The organism is Ruegeria sp. YKSD163 (assembly GCF_059612905.1).
Window position 1 is genome coordinate 169,739 of sequence record NZ_JBXWRM010000008.1, and the last position, 20,539, is coordinate 190,277.

General features: G+C 64.9%; 17 protein-coding genes. 9 read left to right on the forward strand and 8 right to left on the reverse strand.

Going from position 1 to position 20,539, the window contains the following annotated elements; all coding sequences use genetic code 11:
* From AC2FNA_RS12710 to AC2FNA_RS12730, 5 genes are read left to right on the forward strand one after another with little or no spacing between them, the layout of a single operon-like run.
* Window positions 1-1,257, forward strand: a complete 1,257-nt coding sequence (locus AC2FNA_RS12710) for a nitrous oxide reductase family maturation protein NosD (RefSeq protein ID WP_496827047.1) — start codon at window positions 1-3, stop codon at window positions 1,255-1,257.
* Window positions 1,247-2,140: an ABC transporter ATP-binding protein gene (locus AC2FNA_RS12715; RefSeq protein WP_496827049.1), complete on the forward strand. Its 894-nt coding sequence runs from the start codon at window positions 1,247-1,249 to the stop codon at window positions 2,138-2,140. The genes AC2FNA_RS12710 and AC2FNA_RS12715 overlap by 11 nt, the downstream gene beginning before the upstream one ends.
* On the forward strand, window positions 2,137-2,958 hold the full coding sequence (locus AC2FNA_RS12720) for an ABC transporter permease (RefSeq protein WP_496827051.1): 822 nt from the start codon (window positions 2,137-2,139) through the stop codon (window positions 2,956-2,958). Before AC2FNA_RS12715 ends, AC2FNA_RS12720 begins: the two co-directional genes overlap by 4 nt.
* Window positions 2,955-3,476 (forward strand): nitrous oxide reductase accessory protein NosL, encoded by a 522-nt coding sequence (locus AC2FNA_RS12725; RefSeq protein ID WP_496827053.1) that lies wholly within the window; start codon window positions 2,955-2,957, stop codon window positions 3,474-3,476. Before AC2FNA_RS12720 ends, AC2FNA_RS12725 begins: the two co-directional genes overlap by 4 nt.
* Window positions 3,477-3,511: 35 nt before the next feature.
* Complete coding sequence (locus AC2FNA_RS12730) at window positions 3,512-3,889, forward strand: c-type cytochrome (RefSeq protein ID WP_496827055.1); 378 nt, start codon at window positions 3,512-3,514, stop codon at window positions 3,887-3,889.
* A gap of 31 nt (window positions 3,890-3,920) precedes the next feature.
* Here AC2FNA_RS12730 and AC2FNA_RS12735 read toward each other — a convergent pair whose 3' ends face one another.
* Window positions 3,921-4,535, reverse strand: coding sequence for a helix-turn-helix domain-containing protein (locus AC2FNA_RS12735; RefSeq protein ID WP_234140145.1), 615 nt, complete (start codon window positions 4,533-4,535; stop codon window positions 3,921-3,923).
* 379 nt (window positions 4,536-4,914) lie between these two features.
* Between AC2FNA_RS12735 and gcvT the strand changes: the two genes are divergently transcribed.
* The 4 genes from gcvT (at window position 4,915) to AC2FNA_RS12755 (ending at window position 10,430) form a co-directional block, all read left to right on the forward strand.
* Window positions 4,915-6,012, forward strand: coding sequence for a glycine cleavage system aminomethyltransferase GcvT (gene gcvT / locus AC2FNA_RS12740; RefSeq protein WP_496827057.1), 1,098 nt, complete (start codon window positions 4,915-4,917; stop codon window positions 6,010-6,012).
* A gap of 119 nt (window positions 6,013-6,131) precedes the next feature.
* Window positions 6,132-6,497, forward strand: a complete 366-nt coding sequence (gcvH, locus tag AC2FNA_RS12745; RefSeq protein WP_234143734.1) for a glycine cleavage system protein GcvH — start codon at window positions 6,132-6,134, stop codon at window positions 6,495-6,497.
* Between the two features lie 56 nt (window positions 6,498-6,553).
* Entirely contained in the window at window positions 6,554-9,412 is a 2,859-nt protein-coding gene (gene gcvP, locus AC2FNA_RS12750; RefSeq protein WP_496827059.1) for an aminomethyl-transferring glycine dehydrogenase, read from the forward strand.
* Between the two features lie 61 nt (window positions 9,413-9,473).
* Window positions 9,474-10,430: a helix-turn-helix domain-containing protein gene (locus AC2FNA_RS12755; protein ID WP_496827061.1), complete on the forward strand. Its 957-nt coding sequence runs from the start codon at window positions 9,474-9,476 to the stop codon at window positions 10,428-10,430.
* Window positions 10,431-10,487: 57 nt separating this feature from the next.
* On the opposite strand, the gene katG is transcribed toward AC2FNA_RS12755, so the two are convergent.
* The 7 genes from katG to AC2FNA_RS12790 form a co-directional block, all read right to left on the reverse strand.
* Window positions 10,488-12,683 (reverse strand): catalase/peroxidase HPI, encoded by a 2,196-nt coding sequence (gene katG, locus AC2FNA_RS12760; RefSeq protein WP_496827063.1) that lies wholly within the window; start codon window positions 12,681-12,683, stop codon window positions 10,488-10,490.
* A 154-nt stretch (window positions 12,684-12,837) separates the two neighbouring features.
* Window positions 12,838-13,530: a cysteate racemase gene (gene cuyB, locus AC2FNA_RS12765; RefSeq protein WP_496827065.1), complete on the reverse strand. Its 693-nt coding sequence runs from the start codon at window positions 13,528-13,530 to the stop codon at window positions 12,838-12,840.
* 112 nt (window positions 13,531-13,642) lie between these two features.
* Entirely contained in the window at window positions 13,643-16,078 is a 2,436-nt protein-coding gene (locus AC2FNA_RS12770) for a GcvT family protein (RefSeq protein ID WP_496827067.1), read from the reverse strand.
* Between the two features lie 140 nt (window positions 16,079-16,218).
* Window positions 16,219-17,001 carry a dimethylarginine dimethylaminohydrolase family protein gene (locus AC2FNA_RS12775; protein WP_496827068.1) on the reverse strand — a complete coding sequence of 261 codons (783 nt, stop codon included), beginning with the start codon at window positions 16,999-17,001 and terminating at the stop codon, window positions 16,219-16,221.
* 6 nt (window positions 17,002-17,007) lie between these two features.
* Window positions 17,008-18,609 (reverse strand): 5-guanidino-2-oxopentanoate decarboxylase, encoded by a 1,602-nt coding sequence (locus AC2FNA_RS12780; protein ID WP_496827070.1) that lies wholly within the window; start codon window positions 18,607-18,609, stop codon window positions 17,008-17,010.
* Window positions 18,609-19,796 (reverse strand): pyridoxal phosphate-dependent aminotransferase, encoded by a 1,188-nt coding sequence (locus AC2FNA_RS12785; protein ID WP_496827072.1) that lies wholly within the window; start codon window positions 19,794-19,796, stop codon window positions 18,609-18,611. Before AC2FNA_RS12785 ends, AC2FNA_RS12780 begins: the two co-directional genes overlap by 1 nt.
* Window positions 19,793-20,440 (reverse strand): TetR/AcrR family transcriptional regulator, encoded by a 648-nt coding sequence (locus AC2FNA_RS12790; protein ID WP_496827074.1) that lies wholly within the window; start codon window positions 20,438-20,440, stop codon window positions 19,793-19,795. The genes AC2FNA_RS12785 and AC2FNA_RS12790 overlap by 4 nt, the downstream gene beginning before the upstream one ends.
* Between the last annotated feature and the right edge of the window lie 99 nt (window positions 20,441-20,539).

Here is a 20,539-nt window from a genome sequence, read left to right on the forward strand (position 1 = left end):
ATGCGCTGGCCCCTGCTGATCGCGTTTCTTTTTGCCACGCCCCTTTGGGCGGCTGATTGGGACGTGCCCAACCGGGCGGGGGCCATCGCCCGGACACTGGCCCAGGCGGCGGATGGTGACACCCTCCACCTGGCGCCCGGCATCTATGCCGAAACTCTGGTCCTGTCCCGGCCCGTCACCCTTGACGGGATGGGGCAGGCCACTATTGACGGACAAGGCACCGGCAGCGTGATCACCGTGACCGGCCCCGGCGTGACCCTGCGCGGGCTCACCGTGATCGGCTCGGGTTCGAACCATGACGGCATCGACAGCGGTATCCAGCTGACCAAGACCGCCCGCGCGCCGGTAGTGGAAAACAACGTGCTGATCGGCAATCTCTACGGCGTCGATATCCACGGCGCCAAGGATGCGCTGGTCAAGGGCAACCGGATCGAGGGCCGCCAGGACCGCCATATGAACGCGCGCGGCAACGGCGTCTATGTCTGGAACGCCCCCGGCGCGGTGGTCGAGGACAACGATATCCAATACGGGCGCGACGGCATCTTCGTGAACTCCTCGCGCCGCAACATCTTTCGCGACAACCTGTTCCGCGATCTGCGTTTTGCCGTGCATTACATGTATGCCGACAATTCCGAGGTCTCGGGCAATGTCTCGATCGGCAACGACCTGGGCTATGCGGTGATGTTCACCAGCCGGGTCAAGGTGGTCGACAATGTCTCGATCGGCGACCGCGAACATGGGGTCATGCTGAACTATGCCAATGACAGCGTGATCTCGGGCAATGTGGTGAAGGGGGCGAAAGAGAAATGCACCTTCCTCTACAATGCCAACAAGAACGAGTTTACCGACAACTGGTTCGAAGGCTGCGGCATCGGCATCCATTTCACCGCCGGGTCCGAGCGCAACCGGATCGTAGGCAACGCTTTTGTCGGCAACCGGACCCAGGTGAAATATGTCTCGACCCGTTGGGTCGAATGGTCCGAGGACGGGCGCGGCAACTACTGGTCCGATTTTGCCGCCTATGACGTCAATGGCGACGGCATCGCCGACGCGCCCTATCGCCCCAACGACAGCATGGATCATGTGCTGTGGACCCAGCCGGCGGCCAAGTTGCTGCTCGGCTCCCCCGCCGTACAGTTGGTGCGCTGGTCGCAATCGGCCTTTCCGGCCCTTTTGCCCGGCGGCGTGATCGACAGCAACGCCCTGATCAAAGCCCCTGAACCCCCAGCTCTGAAAAAGGTGCCTCATGACGGATAAGGCCCTGACCATCACATCATTGTGCAAGGATCGCGGACCAACCCGCGTTCTGAGCGATATCTCTCTGCATGTCGCCCCCGGCGAGCGCGTGGCGCTGCTGGGCCATAACGGCGCCGGGAAATCCACGCTGATCAAATCCATCCTGGGCCTGACCCCGACCGATGGCGGCACGATTCGCATCGGCGCTGCTGCCCCCGGCAGCGCACAGGCCCGCCGCGATACCGCCTATTTGCCCGAAGCGGTCTCATTCCATCCAGCCCTGACCGGGCGAGAGCAACTAAGGCTCTTTGCCCGCCTGTCCGGCGAACGGGCCGATGTGTCCGGATTGCTGGAGCGGGTCGGGCTGGCCGACGCGATGGACCGCCGCATCGGCGCCTATTCCAAGGGGATGCGGCAGCGGCTGGGCCTCGCGCAGGTGCTGCTGGGCAAGCCCCGCGTGGCGCTGCTGGACGAGCCGACATCGGGGCTCGACCCGATCTCGCGCCAGGATCTCTATGCCATCATCGACGAACTGGCGGGGCAGGGGGCGGCGGTGCTGATCGCCAGCCACGCCCTGACCGAGGTCGAGGCCCGCACCGACCGCATCGCCATCCTGTGCAAGGGGGTCAAGGTGGCCGACGACACACTGGCCAACCTGTCGGCGCTTGCGGGTCTGCCGATCCGCCTGCGGGTCAGGGCGCGCGAAAACGCCGATGCGCTGGCCGCCCGGCTGGGCGGCAGCCGGGTCAACGGCGCCTCGGTCGAACTGCTGTGCGACCCCGCCGACAAAATGACCGCGCTGCGCAGCATCGCCGCCATGGGCGAGGCGGTTGTCGATGTCGACATGACCCCGCCCCGGTTGGAGGACCTCTATCGCCATTATGCAAAGGAGACGTTGCAATGACCCGTTTTCTTGCCGTTGCCCAAACCGAAATGCTGATCCTGCGCCGCAACCGCTGGCTGCTGGTCGCGACCCTGATCATGGTACTGTTTGCGCTGGCGCTGACATTTGCGGGTAGCGCGCCCACCGGTACGCTGGGGGTCGATATGCTGACGGTCTCGGTTGCCTCGATGACCACACTCAGCGTCTATCTCGCGCCACTTCTGGCGCTGATGATCTCGTTCGACGCGGTGGCGGGCGACATGGACCGGGGCAGCCTGCCCCTGTTGCTGTCCTATCCGGCGGGGCGGGGCGAAATCCTGTTGGGCAAGTTCGCCGCGCATCTGGCCGCGCTGGCCTTTGCCATGACCGTCGGATTTGGCACTGCCGGTGCGGTGGCGGCCTGGTTCGGTGGCGCGGGTCCTGAAAGCCTGATGGCGCTGTTGCGCCTCATCCTCACCTCGATCCTGCTGGGCGCTTCCTTTCTGGCGCTGGGATACCTGCTGTCCGCGACCGCCCGAGGCTCGGCCGCGGCGGCGGGTCTGTCGGCCGGGCTCTGGCTGGTTTTTGTCGTCCTCTACGATCTTGGCCTGTTGGGGGCCGTGGTCATGGACAAGGGCGGCACCTTCACCCAATCCGTCTTCCCCTGGGTGATGGTGGCCAACCCGGCCGACGCTTTCCGCTTGTGGAACATTGCCGCGACCGATGGGGTCGCCATGGCCTCGGGCATGACCGGCGCCGCGCAGGCGCTGCCGGTCTGGGCCGCACCCGCCTCGCTGCTCATCTGGCCGGTGCTGGGGCTGCTGCTGGCCCGCGCCGCCTTCCGGAGGGTCGAGCCATGAGAGCCCTTGCCCTGATCGCCCTGATCACGCTGGCCGCTTGCAAGGAGGAAGAGGCCGCCGCGCCGCCTGTGCCTGTCGATCTGACCGAAAGCGCGCTCAGCTATTTCTGTCAGATGAACGTGGCTGAGCATGGCGGGCCAAAGGGTCAGATCCACCTTAAGGGGCATCCGGCACCGCTGTTCTTTGCCCAGGTGCGCGACATGGTCGCCTATCTCAAAAGCCCCGAGCGCGAGGCCGAGATCACCGCCATCTATGTCAGCGACATGGGCGCCGCGCGCAGCTGGGCCGAGCCTGGGCCGGGCAACTGGATCGCTGCTGACAGCGCGCTGTTTGTCACCGGCGCCGATGTGGCAGGCGGCATGGGCGCGCCCGAACTGGTGCCCTTTGCCACGCGTGAGGCCGCCGCGCGGTTCATCGCGCGCCATGGCGGTCAGGCGCTGCCGCTCAACGACATTCCCGATGCCGCGGTCCTGGGTCCGGTCGACCTGACCCAGCCGCTGGCGACACCGGTGCTGTAACCCCGCACCCGCAACCCCGAGAGAAGGAGAAACCCATGTTCAAAAACCGACTGATCCTGACCATTCTGGCCGCCGGGCTGGCGCTACCGGCGCTGGCCGATGGCGATGCCGACAAGGGCAAGAAAGTGTTCAACAAATGCAAGGCCTGCCATGCGGTCGGCGATGGCGCGGCCAACAAGGTCGGGCCGCAGCTGAACGGCATCATCGGTGCGGCCGCCGGTCAGGTCGAAGGGTTCAAGTATTCCGACGCCCTGATCGAGGCCGCCGCCGGGGGTCTGGTCTGGGACGACGAAAGCCTGGCCGCCTTTCTGGCCAAGCCCAAGGATTTCATGAAGGGCACCAAGATGTCCTTTGCCGGGCTCAAGAAGGAAGACGAGATCGAAAACGTCATCGCCTATCTGCAAGGGTTCTGACCCTGCGGGGCGGGGCGCCTAGCGGCCCGCCCTAACCTTCGAGTGAGACCCAGAGCACGCGCGCGTCCTCGTCACTGGTCGAGACGCAGCCATGGCCCATGCCGCTGTCGTAATAGACGCTGTCGCCCGCCTTCATCGGCAGGGGCCGGTAATGTTCGGTATAAAGGGTCAGCTCGCCGCTCAGCACGAACATGAACTCCTCCCCCCGGTGGCGCACCCAGGTGTCGAACTCGCTGACATCGCGGGCCTTGATCGTGCTGATATAAGGCAACATTCGTTTGCTGGTCAGTTCGGTGCACAGCAATTCGTGATCATAGGTGCGTGTGACCTGATGTTCGCCCTGATCCTTGCGGGTGAAATCGCGGCGGCCCGAGATGTCGCTCTTGCCCGATTGCACGAACAGTTGTGGCGTCTCCAGATCCAGCGCCTGCATCAGGCGGCGGATGATGTCGAAGCTTGGCCGCGTCTGGTTGTTCTCGATCTTGGACAGGGTCGAGCGGCCGATCGCGGCCGACCGCGCCGCTTCCTCCAGCGTCAGGCCCTTGTCCTTGCGGGCATCGCGAATCATCTTGCCCAGCGTTTCGCCATCGGGCGCTTCCAGCATGTCGGGGCTCATCCCCTCGTCGTCGGCCTGTATCGGCTCCATCGCAGTTGTCCTTGTTTTCCCGATCTCCCTGCAAGGCAGCCTAACCCATTCAAATTTTCTCATGCAAATCTTTTGTTGCTAATAGGGGAAAAGTTTCCTATAGGAGACTTACCTTGTGTGCGACGGGATACAAATGTCGCGCCAGCAGGGCATTCAGGGGGGTTCTCGTGAGCAAGCGCGTTTCGTCACTGATCGGCAGAGGGGAGGGCCAACCAGGCCCCGCCCCAGCCGTGGGCCACGGGTTCACCTCCAAAAAACTGCCGTTCCGGTCCGGTCGCGCCGCTGGCCCCTCTCTCCTTTTCCCGGCCTGGGTCGATCCTGGCCGGAACGGTCTCTTCTCCGCCGCATCCTGTCTTTCAGCCCAAGGGATCCCCCAGTCATGACCGATACGCCCAAACGCACCCCGCTTTACGATCTGCATGTCGAGCTTGGCGGCAAGATGGTGGATTTCGCCGGATGGGAAATGCCGGTGCAATACCCGATGGGGATCATGGGTGAACACAAGCAGTGCCGGGAAAAGGCGGCGCTGTTCGATGTCAGCCACATGGGGCAGGTGATCCTGCGCGGGGACGATATCGGCGCCAAGCTGGAAAAGCTCTGCCCGCAGGTGTTTTCCACCCTGCCCGAAGGCAAGGCGCGCTATGGTTTCTTCACCAATGCGCAGGGCGGCATCATGGATGACCTGATCGTGTCGAACGCGGGCGACTACTTCTTTGTCGTGGTGAACGCGGCGCTGCGCCATCAGGACATCCCCCATATGGCGGCGCATCTGGACGGGGTCGAGGTGACCGAGATCTTCGATCGCGCGCTGGTTGCGGTGCAGGGCCCCAGTGCCGAGGATGTGGTGGGTCGTCTTTGCCCTGCCGTGCGCGAACTGAAATTCATGGAGACGATGCTGGGCCAGATCGACGGTGTAGACTGCCGTATCTCGCGGCTGGGCTATACCGGCGAGGACGGTTACGAAATCTCGATCCCCGAGGGCGAGGCGATCCGCATTGCGCGCCTGTTCCTGGCGCATGAGGATTGCGAACCGGCGGGCCTGGGCGCCCGCGACAGCCTGCGGCTGGAGGCGGGGCTGTGCCTCTATGGCAATGACATCGACAACGGCACCTCGCCGATCGAGGCCAGCCTGCTCTGGGCGATCCAGAAACGGCGCCGCGAAGAGGGCGGATTTCCCGGGGCCGAACGCGTCCTGAAGGAAATCGCCGAAGGCGCCCCACGCAAGCTGGTCGGCATCAAGCCCGAAGGCCGCGCACCCGCACGCCAGCATGTGGAGATCCAGAGCCTTGACGGCGAGACCATCGGCGAGATCACCTCGGGCGGGTTCGGCCCCACGGTGGGTGCACCGGTGGCGATGGGTTATGTCGCCAGTGCCCATGCAGCACCCGGCGAAAAGGTCAACCTGATCATCCGGGGCAAGGCCCAGCCCGCCGAGGTTGTCGCACTGCCCTTTGTTGCGCAGAATTACAAACGCTAGGTCACCCCTGCCGCGCGGCAGGGGCGCAAAGCCTTGTGAAGGCTTTGTCTACAAGGTTTTTTCAAAACCTTGCCCCCGCCCGTCGCAGCCGAAATACACTACCTGAAGGATCGACTGACATGACTATCTACTATTCCGAAGACCACGAATGGCTCAGCGTCGAGGGCGAGATCGCCACGCTGGGCATCACCAAACACGCCGCCGATCAGTTGGGCGAGGTGGTATTCATCGAGCAGAAAGAGGCCGGTGATGACTTTGCCCAGGGCGATGAGATCGGCGTCATCGAGTCGGTCAAGGCCGCCTCCGAGATCTATGCCCCCGTCGACGGCGAGGTGGTCGAGGTGAACGAGGATCTGGCCGACAATCCCGGCGCCTTGAATGACAGTCCCGAAGGCGACGCCTGGATCTACAAGATCAAGCTCAGCGATCCGTCGCAGCTTGACGGTCTGATGGATCTCGCCGCCTATAACGACATGATCGGCTAAGCCGCAGGCCGCCGGCCTTGCCGGCGGCACCCACCGCCTGACGAGGACCCAGAGCCATGGCCTTCAAACTCACCGATTACGAAGCCTACGATTTCGCTAACCGCCGTCATATCGGGCCCAGCCCGCGCGAGATGGCCGATATGTTGCAGGTGATCGGCTTCAAGACGCTCGACCAGCTGATCGACGCCACCGTGCCGCCGTCGATCCGGCAGAAAGAGGCGCTGGACTGGGGTCCGGCCATGACCGAGCGCGATGCGCTCTATCACATGAAGCAGGTGGCCTCGAAGAACAAGGTGCTGACCTCGCTGATCGGCCAGGGCTATTATGGAACCACCACCCCGGCGCCGATCCTGCGCAACATCCTGGAAAACCCGGCTTGGTATACCGCCTATACCCCCTATCAGCCGGAAATCAGCCAGGGCCGGCTTGAGGCGCTGTTGAACTTCCAGACCATGGTCAGCGATCTGACCGGGCTGGACGTGGCAAACGCCTCGCTGTTGGACGAGGCCACCGCGGCGGCCGAGGCCATGGCCATGGCGAAACGCTCCAGCCGGTCCAAGGCCAACAACGCGGCCTTCTTCGTCGACAAGAACTGTCACCCGCAGACCGTCGCGGTGATCCGCACCCGGGCCGAGCCCTTGGGCGTGGATGTGCAGGTGGGCGACCCGTCCGAGCTGGAGGCCGGCGCGGTGTTTGGCGCCATTTTCCAGTATCCCGGCACCTATGGCCATGTGCGCGACTACACCGCCGAAATCGCGGCGCTGCACGAACATAACGCCATCGCCATCGTTGCCGCCGACATCCTGTCGCTGGCGCTGCTGAAATCGCCCGGCGAGATGGGTGCCGATATCGCCATCGGTTCGACCCAGCGCTTTGGTGTGCCGATGGGTTATGGCGGCCCGCACGCGGCCTATATGGCCACCACGGACAAGCTCAAGCGGGCGATGCCGGGCCGGATCATCGGCGTCAGCATCGACGCGCGCGGCAACAAGGCCTATCGCCTGGCGCTGCAGACCCGCGAACAGCATATCCGCCGCGAAAAGGCCAACTCGAACGTCTGCACCGCCCAGGCGCTGCTGGCGGTGATGGCCTCGATGTATGCGGTCTATCACGGTCCCGACGGGATCAAGGCGATCGCGCAATCGGTGCATCGCAAGACCTCGCGTCTGGCTGCGGGGCTTGAGGAGCACGGGTTCAAAGTGGCGCCGGAAGTGTTCTTTGACACCATCACGGTGGATGTCGGCCCCCTGCAGAAGACGGTGATCGAGGCCGCGGTGGCGCGCGGTGTAAACCTGCGCAAGGTGGGCAGCGACCGGATCGGCATTTCGCTCGACGAACAGACCCGCTCCGAGACCATCGAAGCGGTCTGGGGTGCCTTTGGCATCGACAAGAAGGATGACAGCGTCAAGAACCGCGCCTATCGCCTGCCAGATTACGCGCTGCGCGATACGCCCTATCTGACCCATCCCATCTTCCACAAGAACCGGGCCGAGGCCGAGATGACCCGCTATATGCGGCGTCTGGCCGATCGCGACCTGGCGCTGGACCGGGCGATGATCCCGCTGGGCAGCTGCACCATGAAGCTGAACGCCACCATCGAGATGATCCCGGTGACCTGGCCGGAATTTGCCAATCTGCATCCCTTCGTGCCCGAGGATCAGGCGCAGGGCTATCTCGAGATGATCAACGACCTGTCCGAGAAACTGTGCCAGATCACCGGCTATGACGCGATCTCGATGCAGCCCAATTCGGGCGCACAGGGGGAATATGCAGGCCTGATGACCATCCGCAACTATCACGCGGCTCAGGGGCAGGGGCACCGCAACATCTGCCTGATCCCCACTTCGGCGCATGGCACCAACCCGGCCACCGCGCAGATGGTGGGCTATCAGGTGGTGCCGGTCCGCTCGGACGATCACGGCAATATCGACCTGGCCGATTTCCGTGCCAAGGCCGAGCAGCACAGCGCCAATCTGGCGGCCTGCATGATCACCTATCCTTCGACCCATGGTGTGTTCGAGGAGACGGTGCGCGAGGTCTGCGACATCACTCATGAACATGGCGGTCAGGTCTATATCGACGGGGCCAACATGAACGCGATGGTGGGCCTGGCGCAACCGGGCGAGATCGGCGGCGACGTGAGCCACCTGAACCTGCACAAGACCTTTTGCATTCCGCATGGCGGGGGCGGCCCCGGCATGGGCCCGATCGGGGTCAAGGCGCATCTGGCCGAACATCTGCCGGGCCACCCGGAATACGGCACCGCCGTGGGTCCGGTTTCGGCGGCGCCCTTCGGCTCGCCCTCGATCCTGCCGGTCAGCTGGGCCTATGTGCTGTTGATGGGTGGCGCGGGCCTGACCCAGGCGACCAAGGTGGCGATCCTGAACGCCAACTATATCGCCGCGCGGCTCAAGGATGCTTATCCGATCCTCTATACCTCGGCGACGGGGCGGGTGGCGCATGAATGCATCCTCGACACAAGGCCGCTGAACGACGAGGCGGGTGTGACGGTGGACGACGTGGCCAAACGCCTGATCGACAGCGGGTTCCACGCGCCGACGATGAGTTGGCCGGTGGCGGGCACGCTGATGGTCGAACCCACGGAATCCGAGCCCAAGGACGAGCTGGACCGGTTCTGTGATGCGATGCTGTCGATCCGGGCCGAGGCACAGGAGATCATCGACGGCAAGATCGACGCCGAGAACAACCCGCTGAAACACGCGCCTCATACGGTGCGTGATCTGGTGGGGGATTGGGACCGGCCCTATAGCCGTGAACAGGCCTGTTTCCCGCCGGGCAACCTGGGCGTTGACAAGTATTGGCCGGTGGTGAACCGGGTCGACAACGCCTATGGAGACCGTCACCTCGTCTGCACCTGCCCGCCGATGGAGGCCTATGAAGAGGCTGCCGAGTAAGATCATGATCCGGGGCGGGCGCCAGCGTCCGCCTCGTTTTTGACAGCACGGGGAGGATAGCATGATCTGCCCTGACCAGGCTCGCGCCGCGCATCCGGCGCGGGGTATCGACATCATACTGCCCGACGCCAGCCCGCCTTCGGCAGCGCGGATGCTGGCCGACCTGTTTCGCACCACGAACGAAATTCTGGGCGCACCGGTCTATCGGGTTTCGGTACACCGGCTTGCCGCGCAACCTTGTGCCGATCCGCGCCGCTGGACCCGGCGTACCGTCATCCTGCTGGGCGATATCCGTACCCGCTGGAGCGTGACCGACCCGCTGCGCCCGCTGTTGCGGGTGCTGCTGGCGCAAGCGCCGCGCCGGGTGCTGGTGGGTGGCGCGGTCTTTCTGCTGAGTGATGCCGGTTTGGCCCGCGGTTGCGCGCTGGCGATTCACCCCAATTTTCGCGCTGCTGCCGCTGAAGAGGGTCTGGAGGCGTTACCCGACGCACCTCTCTCGGGGGTGTCGGGTTCGGTTGCAAGTGCGGTCAGCGGCTTTGCCGCGGTGCCACTGATGCTCGACCTGATTGCCGAGGATCATGGGCAGGTTACCGCCAACGCGCTGCGTGCCTATCTGGGCCTGCCCGCGCCCGAGTCGCAAGCGCGCAGCCGTCTGAGTCTGGGCCTGTTGCAAAGGGCGCGTGGCGACCGGCTGATCGACCGCTCGCTGGCGGTGATGCAGGAGCATATCGAAGAGCCGCTCAGAATTGGCGATCTGGCGCGAAAGCTTGGCGTATCGACCCGCAAGCTACAACGCCAGTTTCTGGAACTGACCGGCGAGGGACCGCTTTCCGTTTATCGAGCGCTGCGGATCGAGCGAGCGCGGCAGCTGCTGGAACAGACCAATTTGCCGCTGGTCGAGATCATCGCGGCGACCGGATTTGGCACCCATTCCAACCTGGCCCGGTGGGTGCGCAAGGAGCATGGTGTCAGCCCGCATGCTTTGCGACAGCGCGCCATGTCCGGGCGCGCAGCATAGATTACACGCGAACGGGGCGGCCAGGGCCGCCCCGTCCTGTTTGCAACCCGACCCGGTTCAGTTCAGGTCGAACCGGTCGGCATTCATCACCTTGACCCAGGCGGCGACGAAATCGGCCACAAAGCTGGCCTCAGCATCGTCCTGGGCATAGCGTTCGGCCAGCGCGCGAAGCTGCGAGTTGGAGCCGAAAACCAGATCAACCCGTGTCGCGGTCCAGCGCGGCGCACCGCTGGTGCGGTCGCGGCCTTCGTAGATGCCCTTGCCCGACGGTTTCCACTCGGTCCCCATGTCCAGCAGGTTGGTCAGGAAATCGCTGCTCAGCACGCCGGGACGGTTGGTCAGGACGCCATGGGACGAACCGCCATGATTGGCGCCCAGAACCCGCAGACCAGCGACCAGAACCGTCATCTCCGGCGCGGTCAGACCCAGAAGCTGGGCGCGATCGACCAGCATCTCCTCGGGCGAGGTGGAAAGCTCGCGCGCCTGATAGTTGCGGAACCCGTCCATCACCGGTTCCATCACCTCGAAGCTTTCGGCGTCGGTCTGTTCGGCACTGGCATCGCCCCGGCCCGAGGCAAAGGGCACCTCGATCTGGTGACCGGCGGCCTTCGCCGCCTGCTCGACACCGGCGCAGCCCGCCAGCACGATCAGGTCGGCCATCGACACCGACTTGCCGCCGCTGTTGAACCCGGCCTGAATCCCTTCGAGCACGCCCAGCACGCGGGCCAGTTTCGCGGGCTCGTTGACCTCCCAGTCCTTTTGCGGGGCCAGGCAGATACGGGCGCCATTGGCACCGCCGCGCATGTCAGAACCGCGATAGGTCGAGGCCGAGGCCCAGGCGGTGGACACCATGTCGGACACGCTCAGGCCCGAGGCCAGGATCTGCGCCTTGAGCGCCGCAGCATCCGCCGCGTCGATCTGCGGGCCTGCCGGGATCGGATCCTGCCAGATCAGTTCCTCGGCGGGCACTTCCTTGCCCAAGTAACGGGCGCGCGGACCCATGTCGCGATGGGTCAGCTTGAACCAGGCGCGGGCAAAGGCATCGGCAAACTCGTCGGGATTGGCATGGAAACGGCGCGAGATCTTCTCGTACTCCGGATCCATCCGCAGCGACATGTCGGCGGTGGTCATCATCGGTGCGTGGCGTTTGTCCGGGTCAAAGGCATCGACAACCATATGCTCGGGTTTCACGTCCTTGGCACGCCACTGGTTTGCACCTGCCGGGCTTTTGACGAGTTCCCAGTCATAGCCGAACAGCACGTCGAAATAGCCCATGTCCCACTTGGTCGGGTTGGGTTTCCAGGCGCCTTCGATGCCGCTGGTGATCGCGTCACCGGCCTTGCCGGAGCCATAGGTGCTGAGCCAGCCCAGGCCCATCGCCTCGACCGGGGCCGCTTCGGGTTCGGCGCCCACATGGGCGGCATCGCCCGCGCCATGCGCCTTGCCAAACGTATGGCCGCCCGCAACCAGTGCCACGGTCTCTTCGTCATTCATCGCCATGCGGGCAAAGGTTTCACGCACGTCGCGCCCCGAAGCGATGGGGTCGGGATTGCCGTCCGGGCCTTCGGGGTTCACGTAGATCAGGCCCATCTGCACGGCGGCCAGCGGGTTTTCCAGATCGCGGTCGCCCGAATAGCGGCTGTTGGGCTTGTCCGAGGTGGCAAGCCATTCGCCTTCGGACCCCCAATAGATGTCCTCTTCGGGTTCCCAGATGTCGGGGCGGCCACCGGCAAAACCGAAGGTCTTGAAGCCCATCGATTCCAGCGCCACGTTGCCGGCGAGGATCATCAGGTCGGCCCACGAGATCTTGTCGCCGTATTTCTTCTTGATCGGCCAGAGCAGGCGGCGGGCCTTGTCGAGGTTGCCGTTATCGGGCCAGCTGTTGAGCGGGGCAAAGCGCTGGTTGCCGGTGCCGCCACCGCCGCGCCCGTCGGCCAGGCGATAGGTGCCCGCGCTGTGCCAGGCCATGCGGATGAAGAGGGGGCCGTAATGGCCATAGTCGGCGGGCCACCAGTCCTGGCTGTCGGTCATCAGCGCGGTCAGATCGGCCTTTACAGCGTCTAGATCGAGCGACTTGAACGCCTCGGCATAGCTGAAATGGGCGCCCATCGGGTCCGATTTGGACGAATGCTGGTGCAGCAGTTTCAGATTGATCTGGTTGGGCCACCAATGATGGTTGCGCATACCGCTGCCTGCGGCATGTCCATGCATCACCGGGCATTGGCCTGCGCTGGGGGCGTCGTTTCCGTCCATGTCTGTCTCCGATCGTGAGTTGATAGAATGGGTTTCAGCACCAGAAGGAACCGGCACTGGCCGGGGCATTCTGATGTCATGAGATGAGACTAGCAAAGGAAATTGATCGGAATAAGTTGCATTTTCCGATCTATTTCATAATGAAAAACTATCGCTATTCGCGTGTATGATCGCGGATCGCTTCGGCCAGCACATCGACCGTGTCTATGACAGGCGGGATACCGGGCAGGCTGTCGGCAATCAGGGAGAATTCGGAGCAGGCGACAAAGATGAGCGCCGCGCCTTTCTCTGCCAACTCCTCTGCCGCGCTGATCAGGATCGCGCGCGCGGCGGGTACCGGCCCTTCGGCCTTGATGGTGCGAATCGCGGTCAGCATGCGGTCGGCGTCCTCGGGCCAGAGCGGCGCGAGCTGCGCCTCGTCCAATGCTGCGTCGAAGACACCCGCCATCCGCACGGCGGGCGAGGCAAGCAGGCCCACTCGCGCACCCGGTGCCAGCAGCGCGCGCGCCCGCGCCACCGACAGCGATACCATGTTCAACAGCGGGATCGACACCGCCGCCTCGATCGCGGGGGCATAGTGATGGGCGGTGTTGCACGGCATGCCAAGCGCGGTGGCGCCGGCCTGCTCCAGCCGCTGCGCCATCCGGGCAAGGGTAGGGCCGGGATCGGTGCCGGTGCCCTGTATCAGATGCGCGATGCGCGATGGCACCTGCGGGTTCATGTCGATGAGCAGTGGCAGATGATCGGCATCATCCGCCGCTTGCACCGTTGCCAGCAGCCGCTGTTGCAGCAGGATCGTCGCCTCGGGACCCATGCCGCCAAGAATACCGACCACGCGCCGGGTCATGCCGGGCACCGGTCAGGGCAGGGGAGAAGGCTGGGCATGTCGGTGTCCTTTCGGTTCGGATGCATCAGGGGGCTGCGCTAACGAAAGCTGCAACCGGGCGGATAGGCAAGGGTCAGTCGCGCATGCGGGCATGGTCGGGATCATAGGGCGAGGGCGCGATCACCTGCGCGGTCACCATGTCACCGCAGAGATCCAGCATCATGTTGCTGCCCGGCGCCGCCATCGCGGGATCGACAAAGGCATAGGCCAGGTTCTTGCCGATCCGATAGCCCCAGCCGCCGGACGTCACGGTCCCGACCACCTGTTGCCCCTGCATCAGCGAGGCGCCCGGATGCGCGGGGGCGTGGGTCGTATCGACATGCAGGGTCACCAGCTTTCTGCCGGGGTCCTTGCCCTGCCGGTCCAGCAGCGCCTGCTTGCCGATGAAATCACCCTTGTCGAGCTTGACGAACCGGCTGAGCCCGGTCTCGAACGGGTCGAATTCGGTGATCAGATCGGCTTTCCAGTGCAGGAACCCTTTCTCCATGCGCATCGAGTCGACCGCGCGCGCGCCAAAAAGCGTGAGGCCATGCGCCTCTCCGGCCTTTCGCAGCGCCAGATAGGCGGCATAGAGCGCGGCATTGGGGACGTGGATCTCATAGGCCAATTCGCCCGAGAAACTGACGCCCAGCACAGTGGCAGGCGCAAAGCCGATGAAACATTCGCGCACCGAGAGCCAGGGAAAGGCCGCGCGCGACCAGTCGCCCCGGGCGCAGGCTGAAAGCACGTCGCGTGCACGGGGACCGGCCAGAACCAGGATGGTCTGGTCATTGGTGAGCGAGCGGAGATGCACGTCCTCATCCGCACGCAGGTGGCTTTGCAGCCAATCCATGTCATGAAACTCGCTGGCGGCGGCGGATCCGTACCAGACCCGGTCAGGACCCCGATCCGAGGCAGGCAGGTTCGCCACCGTCGCCTCGCCCTTGATCCTGCCGTGATGGTTCAGCAGATAGCACAGCCCGACCCGGCCCGCGCGTTTGGGTACGGCGCCGCAGATCATCCGGTCAAGAAAGGCGTGCCGGTCGGCACCAGTGATCTCGATCCGGTTGAAGCCGTTCACCTCGGCCAGGCCGACGCCGGTCTGTACCGCGTGCACCTCGGCCCCGATCAGGTCAAAGGTCTCGTCAAAGGTAAAGCCGAGCGTCGGGTGGAAATCGGGCGCAGGCTTGATGTAATCCACCCGCTCCCATCCGTTGACAACGGTGAATTCGGCGCCCTCGGCGGCCAGAACCGGGGTCAGCGGCGTGGTCTTGGCGGGGCGTCCGGCGGGGCGGTGTTCATGTGGAAAATGAAAGCGGAACTCGTTCTGATAGTCCTCAACGGCTTTCAGCGCGGTCAGTTCCACATTGGCGTGCCCGGTGAACCGGCGCGGGTCGATGCACCAGGTGTCATAGCAGGCTTCGCCATGTACGATCATCTGTGCCAGCAGCCAGCCATGGCCGCCGCCCTCGCCCAGACCGGCGCGCAGGCCGATGGCGCAGAACGCGTTGCGTTTGCCGGGAATGGGGCCGATCAGCGGGGCGCCGTCGATCGTATAGGTAATCGGGCCGTTGACGATGGCGCGGATACCGGTCTCGCGCAGGGCGGGCATGCGGGCAAAGGCACCTTCGAGCACGTCCATCACCCGGTCCACATCGTCCGGGCAGAGCGCGTTGACGAAATTCGGGTCGATCCCGTCCATGCCCCAGGTCTTGCAATCCTGCTCGTAGAAGCCGATCAGCAATCCGTTCTTTTCCTGCCGGCAGTAATAGTCCGATATCGGACAGCGGATCAGAGGCATGCGGTGGCCTGCCGCCACGATTTCCGGGATATCCTCGGTCAGGAAATACTGATGCTCCATCGAGGCGACCGGGTGATGCACACCCATCATGGCGCCCACCTCGTTGACGCGATAGCCGCAGGCATTCACCACGATATCGCAGTCGATATCGCCGTGTTCGGTATGCACGGTCCAGGTGTCGTCCTTGTGCTGGGTCAGCGCCGTTACCGGCGTGTTGCGATAGACCTCGGCCCCGGCCTTGCGCGCGTGATAGGCCAGCGCCTGGCACAGCTGCGCCGGGTCGATATCGCCATCCAGCGGATCCCAAAGCCCGCCCAGCAGGTTCTCGGTCGAGATCAGCGGGTGACGGCGGGCGCATTCGGCGGCGTCGATCACCTCGAAATGCACATCCATGCCGCGCGCCATCGAGGCGAAATGACGATAGCCCTGCATCTGCTGAGGCGTGTTGGCCAGTCGGATGCCGCCATCGCCATGATGGTAGTTGATCGGGTATTCCGCGTTCTCGGCCAGCGCCTTGTAGAGCGCGATGGAATGGCTTTTCAGACCTACCATCGTCTGGTTCATGCCGAAATTGGTCACCTGCGCCGCTGAATGCCAGGTGGTGCCGCTGGTCAGCTCGTTGCGTTCGACCAGAACCACGTCCGACCAGCCTTCTTGCGTCAGATGATATAGTGTCGAACAGCCGGCGATGCCGCCGCCGATGACAACAACCCGAGTACGCGATTTCATGTTGGGGTGCCTCCAAAACTCTGCGCCGATTAGGGCATGGGTTTTTCGTCACCGGCAACAAGCGGATTGCGGATCAAGCAACATCAAAAGAAGATTTGAAAGTTTGAAATCCGCACCACCCCACGAGGGGTGGCGCAGGTTCAGAACCGCAGCGACAGACAGGACATGCCGCCATCCAGTTTGGCGCATTCGCTGTTGTCGATTTCCACAACCTCGAATCCGGCCTTGTCCAGAGTCTCGGCGGTTTTCGGGAACCCAGCGGGCATCAGCACCAGCTTGTTGAACCGGATCGTGTTGGCGGCGGCCTCTTCTCCCGGGGCCGTGTGGATCACATGGTAGCCGTCGAAGCATCCCGAGGCATCAAGCCGCTCGGTCGCCAGGATGGTTTCGCCATCCAGGAGGGAACAGTCGGTCTTGAAATGCAGCACGCCGGGCGGGGTAAAGACCTCGCGCAGGGTATAGCCCCAATCGCTGACGATATCGGCCAGTTCGGCCACACCGGCGGCATCGGTCCGGTCCGAGCGGCCCACAAGTATCTCGCGCCCGGTGACGAGGATATCGCCGCCCTCGATATGACCGGGGCCGGTGATTTCGCGCAGCTCGGCGTAACAGGCGCGCAGGGCCGGGGCCATCTCGGCCACCTCGCCCATGCGGCTGGGGGCGCCGGGGCGCATCAGCACTGCGCCCTTGGGCAGGCAAAGCGCGGTATCCTCGACAAACAGCGCGTCGGGATAGGCATCGATCGGGGGCAGTTCGATCACTTCGGCACCGGTGCTTTTCAGGGTGGCGACGTAATGGTCATGCGCCTTTTGCATGCGGGCCAGATCGGGGGTGCCGATATCCTCGGCCCTGAGCCCATCGATAACGCTGGGGGCCGGGCGGCGGGTGATGGCGCGGGTGAATTCATAGGTCGGGTCGGTCATGGCGGATCAATCCTGTTCCGGCGCATAGGGCGCGTCGATTTCGATGAGCTTGGGACCGGCATGGCGCCGAGCCTCAGTCAGGGCGGTGGCAAAGCCGGCCGGGTCACCGGCGGCGCAGGTGGCGTAGGGCATGCCACAGGCGGCGGCGATGGCGGCGAAATCGGGCGGGGTGGGATCGCAACCCACCACCTCGACACCCACCGCGCGCATCGACATGTCGATCTCGCGATAACCGCGGCTGTTCCAGATCACGAAGGTGATGGGCAGGTTTTCGTCGCGGGCGACCATCAGCTCAGCCAGGCTGAATTGCGCCCCGCCATCGCCCGTGACACAGATCACCGGGGTCTCGGGGGCGGCAATGGCGGCGCCGATGGCGGCGGGAATGCCATAGCCTAGGGCGCCAAACCCGGTGGCGGCGTTGAACCAGCCGCCGGGGCGGTCGTGGTCGTAAACAAGGTTCCCGGCATAGATCGGCTGGGTTGAATCCCCGACCATCAGCGCGCCGGGCACGGCATCACGCGCGGCCTCCAGCATCTCGACCATGCTGCGCATATAGGGGCCGATCTCGTCCAGAGCCGCCTGCCGCGCGGAGCTGGATCGGGCGACGCCGTCGTGGTTGCGCGCGCCCTCGGGCAGCCGCGCCAACAGCCCCGCCACGGCGGCACCCGCGTCGCCCCGGATCGTCAGGTCGGCGGGGTGGCGGGCAAGCTGAGCGTCGCAGATGTCGATGCGGATCAGCCCCGCCATCGACGGCATGGTGCCGGTGGCATACATGTCGTAATCGGTCGGGCCGAGCTCGGTCCCGATTGCCAGCACCCGGTCGGCGCCTGCAATCAGGGCGCGCACCGCGTCAAGGCTGGGGCTGGCGGCCACCGTCAGGGGATGGCCATGCATCAGCCCGCGCGCGTTCACCGTCTGCACCACTGGCGCATCCAGCCGTTCGGCCAGCGCCTGTAGGGCCGCTTCAATGCCCTTTGCCCCGCCTCCGATCAGGATCACCGGGCGTCGCGCGGCGTCGAGCCGCGCGGCAGCAGTGTCGAGCAGCGTGGCCTCTGGTTCATCGGGCTTTGCAGGGTCAGCGGCGGGCAGGGCACCGTCGAAATCGATCCCGGCCACATCCAGCGGTACCTCGATATGACAGGGACCGCCGCGACCTGTTGCGAGCCGGTCAAACACCGATCCCAATGCCGGGGCCAGCTGATCCATCTGCGAGATGCGATGCGCCTCCAGCGCCACCTGCGAGACCAGCCCCAACTGGTCGGGCAACTCGTGCAGATGCCCCATGCCGCGCCCCAGGCTGGCGCGGGTGTTCACGCCCGAAACCACCAGCATCGGCACGCTGTCGGCGCGGGCCTGTCCCATCGCGGTCAGCGTGTTGGTCACCCCCGGTCCGGTGATGACAAAGGCCACGCCGGGCCGCCCCGAGACGCGTGCATAGCCATCGGCCATGAACCCGGCGCCCTGTTCGTGGCGTGGGGTGACATGGCGGATACCCGAGGCGGCCAGACCGCGATACATCTCGATCGTGTGCACGCCGGGAATACCGAACACGCATGTCACGCCGCGTGCGGCAAGACCTGCCACCAGCGCCTCTCCCACAGTTGTCATCAGGCGTCCTCGCTCTGAAATTGGGCCGCATGTGCGGCTATGCGCTCGCAGGCGGTGTCAAAGGCCGCGTCCCCGGCGGTCAGCGCCACCCGGACCCAGCCGTCGATCGTGTCGCCGAACGAGGCGCCCGGCATCACCGCCACCCCGGCATGATCCAGCAGGTGTTCGGCATAGGCCTCGCCCGCCATACCTGTGCTGCTGACGTCGATCATCGCGAACATGCCGGCCTGCGGTTTCAGCACGCGCAGGCAGGTCTGCCCGTTCAGCCGCGCGGCCAGCCGGTCCGCCCGCGCGGCGAACCGCGTGCGCATGCCCGGTGCGACCGAGGATCCGTTGCGCACCGCCACCTCGGTCATGTCGGCGATAAAGGGCTGGTTGCCGAAGAGCATGGTTTCCGACAACGGCAGCAGCGCGGCGGTAAACGTTTCGGGCCCCACGCACCAGCCGCTGCGAAATCCCGGCGCGGCGTGGGATTTGGAGATTGATGAGACCACGATCACCCGGTCGGCCAGATCGGACTGGGCCAGCGGCGAGGTAAAGCCTTGCCCGTCGAACACCAGCTGCTCGTAAACCTCGTCCGAGATGATCCACAGATCATGCTTGCGGGCGAGGTCGCCAATTGCGGCGATATCCTCGGGCGTCAGGATGGCGCCGGTGGGGTTGTGGGGCGTGGTGAGCAGGATCGTACGGCTGCGCGGCGTGATGCGCGCGGCGATATCGTCGGCTGAAATGCGAAACCCGTTTTCGGGCCGCAGCGGCACCGGTACCAGATCGGCACCAGTGGCGCGGATCACGCCGGCATAGGTGGCATACATGGGATCGCCCACCAGCACCTCGGCGCCTTCCTCGGCCACGCCCATCAGCACCGCGTAAAGCGCGGTCTGGGTGCCCGGAAAACACATGACCTGCGCGTCCGAAATCGCCCGCCCGGTGCTGGCGCTATAGCGTTCGGCGAGCGCCGCGCGCAGGCCCGGCTCGCCCGCACCATCGGAATAGGTGGTGCGCCCGGAGCGCATTGCGGCCTCGGCCACATCCATCAGCTCGGTCGGTGGCGGCACGTCGGGTTCGCCGATGGTCAGGCTGATCACATCGGCGCCCTTGGCGATCATCGCCTTGGCGCGCAGGTAGATGCCCCATTTGGCGCCACCCAGATCGGCCAGGCGGCGGGTAATGGCGGTTGTTTTCATGCCTCTTCTCCCGGATCGTTCAGGGTCAGTCCCAGAATGGCGCCGACCGACGTCAGGCCGATGTTCACAAGTTCGCCCGGATCAAAGGCATCGGGCAGCGCGCCGCCCTCCAGCCAGAGCCCGTCGATGACGGCGTTACAGGCGATGGCCAGCGCCCGCAGTTCCTCGGGTGAGGGCACTTCGCCCGCTTCCTCCAGCGCCGGGGCGATCAGCGCCTGCAGGCGGTCGCGGAAATCGTAATAGGTACGGCTGTGCACCTCGGCCATGCGCGGATCGCGCTGCACCATGGTGAGGAACCCGGCCCACAGACCCACCGCCTGCGGGCTGCTGACCGGCGGGGTCAGGCTGGCGCGCACGATTCGAGCAAGTTGCCGCGCCGCCGGTTCGCCCGCCTGCCGGGGGCCTTCCATCGTGGCATCGGTCAGATGACTCATATGCGCCTGATAGGCGGCATAGATCAGCTCGTCCTTGCCATCGAAATAGTGCCGGATCAGGCCCAGTGTCACGCCCGCCTCGTCCGCGATGCCACGCACGGTGGCCGCCTGCACACCCTTGCGCCCGATCAGGGTCAGCGTCGCCCGGATCAGCGCCTCGCGCCGGTGTTCGGCGGATTCGCGGGTAAAGCTGCGGCGTGGGCTGTCCAAGGGTGGGGCCTCCTGCGGGGTGAAAAGCGGGCTTGATTTGCGTCGCTCATGTTGTTATACAGTTGTATAAATATAAGCAGAGCCGGGCCGAAAAGGCAA

Coding starts and splice junctions, on each gene's coding strand:
- AC2FNA_RS12775 (WP_496827068.1), bottom strand. CDS start 17,001: ATGACCGACCCGACCTATGAATTCACCCGCGCCATCACCCGCCGCCCG.
- gcvP (WP_496827059.1), top strand. CDS start 6,554: ATGGCCTTCAAACTCACCGATTACGAAGCCTACGATTTCGCTAACCGC.
- AC2FNA_RS12755 (WP_496827061.1), top strand. CDS start 9,474: ATGATCTGCCCTGACCAGGCTCGCGCCGCGCATCCGGCGCGGGGTATC.
- AC2FNA_RS12715 (WP_496827049.1), top strand. CDS start 1,247: ATGACGGATAAGGCCCTGACCATCACATCATTGTGCAAGGATCGCGGA.
- AC2FNA_RS12785 (WP_496827072.1), bottom strand. CDS start 19,796: ATGAAAACAACCGCCATTACCCGCCGCCTGGCCGATCTGGGTGGCGCC.
- cuyB (WP_496827065.1), bottom strand. CDS start 13,530: ATGACCCGGCGCGTGGTCGGTATTCTTGGCGGCATGGGTCCCGAGGCG.
- katG (WP_496827063.1), bottom strand. CDS start 12,683: ATGGACGGAAACGACGCCCCCAGCGCAGGCCAATGCCCGGTGATGCAT.
- gcvT (WP_496827057.1), top strand. CDS start 4,915: ATGACCGATACGCCCAAACGCACCCCGCTTTACGATCTGCATGTCGAG.
- AC2FNA_RS12780 (WP_496827070.1), bottom strand. CDS start 18,609: ATGACAACTGTGGGAGAGGCGCTGGTGGCAGGTCTTGCCGCACGCGGC.
- AC2FNA_RS12725 (WP_496827053.1), top strand. CDS start 2,955: ATGAGAGCCCTTGCCCTGATCGCCCTGATCACGCTGGCCGCTTGCAAG.
- AC2FNA_RS12735 (WP_234140145.1), bottom strand. CDS start 4,535: ATGGAGCCGATACAGGCCGACGACGAGGGGATGAGCCCCGACATGCTG.
- AC2FNA_RS12730 (WP_496827055.1), top strand. CDS start 3,512: ATGTTCAAAAACCGACTGATCCTGACCATTCTGGCCGCCGGGCTGGCG.
- gcvH (WP_234143734.1), top strand. CDS start 6,132: ATGACTATCTACTATTCCGAAGACCACGAATGGCTCAGCGTCGAGGGC.
- AC2FNA_RS12710 (WP_496827047.1), top strand. CDS start 1: ATGCGCTGGCCCCTGCTGATCGCGTTTCTTTTTGCCACGCCCCTTTGG.
- AC2FNA_RS12770 (WP_496827067.1), bottom strand. CDS start 16,078: ATGAAATCGCGTACTCGGGTTGTTGTCATCGGCGGCGGCATCGCCGGC.
- AC2FNA_RS12720 (WP_496827051.1), top strand. CDS start 2,137: ATGACCCGTTTTCTTGCCGTTGCCCAAACCGAAATGCTGATCCTGCGC.